The sequence below is a fragment of the Cellulomonas sp. SG140 genome (genome assembly GCF_025770785.1).
Lineage (GTDB): Bacteria > Actinomycetota > Actinomycetes > Actinomycetales > Cellulomonadaceae > Cellulomonas.
In genome coordinates, this window is sequence record NZ_JANZLA010000017.1 from 1 (window position 1) to 5,285 (window position 5,285).

4 protein-coding genes and 1 pseudogene are annotated in these 5,285 nt (G+C 73.6%); 2 read left to right on the plus strand and 3 right to left on the minus strand.

Annotation, left to right across the window (positions count from 1 at the left end; translation table 11 throughout):
• Nucleotides 1–426: pseudogene (locus tag N0B34_RS17980) on the plus strand (ribonucleotide-diphosphate reductase subunit beta); the annotation flags it as partial.
• 153 nt (nt 427–579) lie between these two features.
• Here the strand turns inward: N0B34_RS17980 and N0B34_RS17985 are convergent.
• The 3 genes from N0B34_RS17985 to N0B34_RS17995 all read right to left on the minus strand — a co-directional run bounded on the left by N0B34_RS17985 (nt 580) and on the right by N0B34_RS17995 (nt 4,163).
• Entirely contained in the window at nt 580–2,145 is a 1,566-nt protein-coding gene (locus N0B34_RS17985; RefSeq protein WP_263732658.1) for a methyl-accepting chemotaxis protein, read from the minus strand.
• 318 nt (nt 2,146–2,463) lie between these two features.
• Nucleotides 2,464–3,294, minus strand: a complete 831-nt coding sequence (locus N0B34_RS17990; protein WP_263732659.1) for a phosphotransferase — start codon at nt 3,292–3,294, stop codon at nt 2,464–2,466.
• Between the two features lie 137 nt (nt 3,295–3,431).
• Entirely contained in the window at nt 3,432–4,163 is a 732-nt protein-coding gene (locus N0B34_RS17995; RefSeq protein WP_263732660.1) for a hypothetical protein, read from the minus strand.
• A gap of 211 nt (nt 4,164–4,374) precedes the next feature.
• On the opposite strand from N0B34_RS17995, the gene N0B34_RS18000 reads away from it, so the two are divergent.
• Nucleotides 4,375–5,285, plus strand: a 911-nt coding sequence (locus tag N0B34_RS18000) for a sigma-70 family RNA polymerase sigma factor (RefSeq protein ID WP_263732661.1), incomplete at its 3' end; no start/stop codon positions are given.

Genomic DNA, 5,285 nt, shown 5'->3' on the forward strand with positions numbered 1-5,285 from the left:
ATGCGCTGACCCCGCACGAGGAGGCCGTCTACACGAACATCGCGTTCATGGAGTCGGTGCACGCGAAGAGCTACTCGTCCATCTTCTCCACGCTGATCTCCACCCCGGAGATCGACGAGGCGTTCCGGTGGAGCGAGGAGAACGCGAACCTGCAGCGGAAGGCCGAGATCGTGCTGCAGTACTACCGGGGTGACGAGCCGCTCAAGCGCAAGGTCGCGAGCACCATGCTCGAGTCGTTCCAACAAGGCGCTGATGAACCTCGGCTACGAGGCCCTGTTCCCGCGGGACGAGACTGACGTCAACCCGTCGATCCTCTCGGCCCTGTCGCCGAACGCCGACGAGAACCACGACTTCTTCTCCGGCTCGGGCTCGTCCTGCGTGATCGGCAAGGCCGTGAACACGCAGGACGAGGACTGGGAGTTCTGACCCCCGCTCGACCCACCCGCAGGCCGGCGCACCCGTGAGGGCCGCCGGCCTACGTGCTGTCCGGCGGCCGACGCGGGTGCCGCGACCGGTTGCGGCAGGACCGAGGCCGGCGCCCCCCTTCGGCGCCGCCCTCAGCGCTGTCGCGCGAGGCGGTCAGACCGTGAACCGGCCGACGAGGTCCTTCAGCTCGACGGACATCCGGGCCAGCTCGGCGACGGACACCTGCGACTCGGCGACCCCCTGGGTGGTCACCGCGGCCGCGTCGGCCACCCCGGAGATGTTCGCCGCGATCTCGCCGGCGCCGGTGGCGGCCTTGGTGACGCCCCTGTTCATCTCGTTGGTGGTGGCCGTCTGCTCCTCGACGGCGGCCGCGATGGTGGTCTGGTAGTCGTTGATCGCGCCGATCACCGACGTGATCTGACCGATGGCGGCGACCGCACCGTCGGTGTCACCCTGGATCGCCTCGACGCGGCGGGCGATGTCCTCGGTGGCCTTGGCCGTCTCGCGGGCGAGGTCCTTGACCTCCCCGGCCACCACCGCGAACCCCTTGCCGGCCTCGCCGGCACGGGCCGCCTCGATGGTCGCGTTCAGGGCCAGCAGGTTGGTCTGCTCGGCGATCGACGTGATCAGCTTGACGACGTTGCCGATCTCGCGGCTCGACTCGCCGAGCCGCGACACCGTGGCGGTCGTCTCCGCCGCGGCCGACACCGCCTGGGCCGCCACCCGCGCCGCGTCGGTGGCGTTCTGCGCGATCTCGCGGATCGAGGCACCCATCTGCTCGGCGCCGGCGGCGACCGCCTGGACGTTCTGCGACACCTCGCCCGCCGAGCTCGACACCACCCCGGCCTGCGCCGCCGTCTCCTCGGCGGCCGACGCGATCTGCTGGCTCGAGGCGGCCATCTGCTCGGTGGCGCTGGCGAGCGACGCCGAGGAGGCGTCGATGGTGCCGAGCGTGGTCCGCAGCGTCCCCACCGCCAGGTCGAGCGCGTGGCCCATCTGCCCGACCTCGTCGTACGAGGTCAGGCCCGCGGTGACCGTCAGGTCGCCGTGCTCCAGCGCTGTCGACACGGCCCGCACCCGGGCGATGCCCCGCACGATGCCCCGCGCGACGAGCAGGCCGAGCGCCACGGCCGCCGTCAGCCCGGCGCCGAGAGCGACGATCATCAGCAGCCGGCTGTTCCGGTACTCGGTGGTGACCCCCGCTGCGGAGGCCTTCGCCGCCGACTTGGAGCTGTCGACCAGCGTGGACATCGCGGTGCCCATCTGGTCGATCAACGGTGCGGCCTGCTCGTCCCGGGCCTTGGTCCAGGTGGTGATGTCCTTGGCGCGGCCGGCCGGCAGCAGGGCGTTGTCGCGCACGCCGACGTACCCGGTGAAGCTCTGGTCGAAGTCGTGCAGCGCCGAGCTCTGCTGCTCGCTGAGCGCCACGGCCTTCAGGGCGGTCTCCGCGTCGAGCACGTCCTTCTGGTCGGCCATCACGGCCTGCTCGTACTTGGTGGTCTCGGCCGAGTCGAGGGACAGCGCCTGGTTGGTGATGTCCAGCCGCATCTGGAGCGTGGCGCGGCGGATCGCCGTCGCCTCCTCCAGCCCCAGCACGTCACGCTGGTACAGGGACGACGCGGCGGCGTTGGTGCTGCCGAGGCCGACGATGCCCAGCACCCCGACGCCGAGGGCGACCACCGAGGCGACCAGCACCGCGGTGAGGATCCGGGTGCTCACCGACCGGTCGCCCCACCACCGGAGGAACCCCCGGCGACGGACGCCGGAGGGCGTGCCGAGTGACGACGTGCGGATCGACGGCGTGCCGAGAGACGACGTGCTGAGAGACGACGTGCGGATCGACGACATGCTGAGCCCTGCCCTAGCTCGCGGCCATCGCCCCCTGCGATGACGTCGCGCGGCCCATCGGCGGTCGGCGGCACCGTCTGAGTGGCTCGCGTGGGCCAGCTGGGTCGCGATGCACCCGATCGGGTGGCGACCTCGCCTGTCGCTCGCGTCGGCCAGGACGATGGTCCCAGCGCCAAGCCGCCAGAAGCGTCAGTCGCGGGTGACGTTCTCCATGGACCGGACCAGCCCGACGGCCTCGCCCAGCAGCTCCCGCTCGCCGGCCACCAGCGCCGGGTCGTTGGCACGCACGTGTGCGGCCTCGGCCAGCACGGGCCGCACGTCCAGGTGCGTACCGGCCAGGAATGCCGCGAGCAGCACCCGCGCCGCCTCGGAGTACTCGCCGCCGGCGTCGACGGCCACCTCGGCGAGGATCAGGGCGCTGAGCGCCACGTCGAGCTCCGCGGTGCCGGTCCTGGCGTTCGCCCAGTCGACCAGCATCGGACCGTGGGCCTCGGACAGGACGATGTTGCCCGGGTGCAGGTCGAGGTGGACCACCACGTCACCACCGGAGACGTGCGGCCAGTCGGTGGGCGACGACGGTGCCCAGGCGGGCGGCGCGGGGATCCGGTGCAGCTTGTCGTGCAGGTCGGTCATGATGTGCGCGCCCTCGTGCAGCGACGTCACCCCGGCAGCGAGGGCCTGCAGCAGCGTGGGCCCGTGCAGGCGCTCGAGCACCAGGTCGGGACCGCCGACGTGCACCGCCTTGGGTACCGGGAAACCGTGCGCGAGCGCGTACCGCATCAGCTCGGCCTCCGGCCCGGCGTCCCGCCCGGAGCGGTAGCGGCGCAGCACCTGGGTCTCGGAGATGGCGTACACGTCCGCCGAGAAGCCGGCGGTCAGCAGGGGTCCGGGTCCCTCCGCAGCGACGTGCGGCGTTCCCGGGTCCTCGGCAGGAGCGGGGACGGCGGCGGCGGACGCACCCTGGTCCCGCGCGGCGTCCGGCGCCGCGGGGTCGCTCGGGGCAAGGCCGGCGGGGGTCATACAAAGAAGGTAGGCGCTGATCCCGAGATTGTCCCGTGATCGGGAAAACTCGCCCATGACCTGCGACGCGACCGGGCGTGGACAGGACGTGGGCTGCTCTTGACCTCCGTTGACCCGAACGGGTCAACGCACCGGCGTCACCGATCCCGGCGGGTCAGGCGCGTCAGCAGCGCCTCCGCGCCGGACCTGGTCGGCGGCAGCGGATGCGTCGTGACCCTCAGCGGCAGGCGGGTGGCGACGCGCACGTCGACGTCGCAGCAGCGGCGGGCGATCTCGGCCCGCAGGGCGGTGATGCGGTCCGCCGGGTCCTCGTCGTGCAGGCCGACGACGACGAAGACGCCGCCGCCCAGGCTGGCCATCGGCCACCCGGGTCCGAACGCCGCGTCGAGGGAGGCGCCCATCGCCGCGGACCGTGCCGCCCGCAGGAACCCGGACACCTCCCCGGCGGCCACGTCGATCACCGTCAGGGAGCCCGGGCTGCCCTCGCTCCGGGCGTATGCCTCGGTCAGCCGCAGGTGCAGGTACTGCTGCGTGGGCAGGCCCGTCTCGGCGTCCACGCTGGTGCACGCGGTGAACGCGCCCGCCTGCTCGTCCGTCCAGCCCTCGCACAGCGCGCGGACCACCGGCATCGGCGGCTGGTGCGCGCCCATGCTGCTGTACAGGCACGCCAGGTCGTCGAGCGCCTCACCGAGGCCGACGCCGTCGTACGACCGCGCCCGGCCCAGCTCCTGCGCGGGGTCCGTCGGGTCCCCGCCGGTCAGCACCGCCTCCGCCAGGGCGTCCACCGCGGGGTGGTACCAGTCCGAAGGCCGCAGCCACACCGAGGCCAGGCTGCTGCGTCGCCACTGGTCGCGCAGTCCCTCGGGCACAGGGTCGGTACGGTGCCGCGGGTCGCGCGAGCCGTCTCCGGGGAGGCCGCCGGAGAGGAAGGCCTGTGGGCCCATGTCCGTCGTCACGCCGGAAGAGAGGGTTCAGCCGGCTCGTCGTGATGCCGATGCAGCGGGCGAGAACGTGATTCACCCGCATGGCGGACCCTGTGGCACCCTAGGTGTGGCAGATACCGGACGAATCGGAGCGCCCGTGAGCGCCACGGCAGGGGTCGGCTCGGACCTGCGGTCCGATGCCGATCTGATCGCCGCCTCCCGTACGCGGGACGCGGGAGCCTTCGGCGCGCTCTACGAACGGCACGCGGGGGCGGCGCTGGTGGTCGCTCGCCAGCACACCGACTCCACCGCCGACGCCGAGGACGTGGTCGCGGACGCGTTCACCGCCGTCTGGGGCGCCCTGCAACGCGGGTCGGGACCGACCGAGGCGTTCCGCGCCTACCTGTTCACCGTGGTCCGCCGGGTCGCCGCGGTGCGTCGTGACGCGGGTCGCCGCACGCAGGCGACGGACGACGTCGCCGTCCTCGAGGCGGGGGCGCTGCCCGAGGCGGACGCCGCCGAACCGGCGCTGGCGGGGCTCGAGCGCGGGCTGGTCGCCCGGGCGTTCGCCTCGCTGCCCGAGCGGTGGCAGGCCGTGCTGTGGCACAGCGAGGTCGAGGGGCTGCAGCCGGCGCAGATCGCGCCGCTGCTGGGGCTGACGGCCAACAGCACCGCCGCGCTGGCGTACCGGGCCCGGGAGGGTCTGCGCCAGGCGTACCTGCAGCAGCACCTGAACGAGCCGCTCACCGAGGCCTGCCGTGCGGTGTCCGGCAAGCTCGGCGGGTACGTGCGGGGAGGGCTCGGCGCGCGGGACACCAAGGCGGTGGAGGCGCACCTCGACGAGTGCGGCCGGTGCCGTGGGCTGGTGCTGGAGCTGGGCGACGTCAGCCACGGCATGCGCGGCGTCGTCGCTCCGCTGGTGCTGGGCCTGGCCGGGCTCGGGGTGCTGGGGCACGCGCTGCCGATCGGTGGCGGCCTGGCGGCCGGGGCGGCGAGCCTGACGGCGGGGCCGACGGGTGCGGCCGCCGGTGGCGGCGCCGGTGCCGCGGCGGGCGGTGCCGGTGGGGC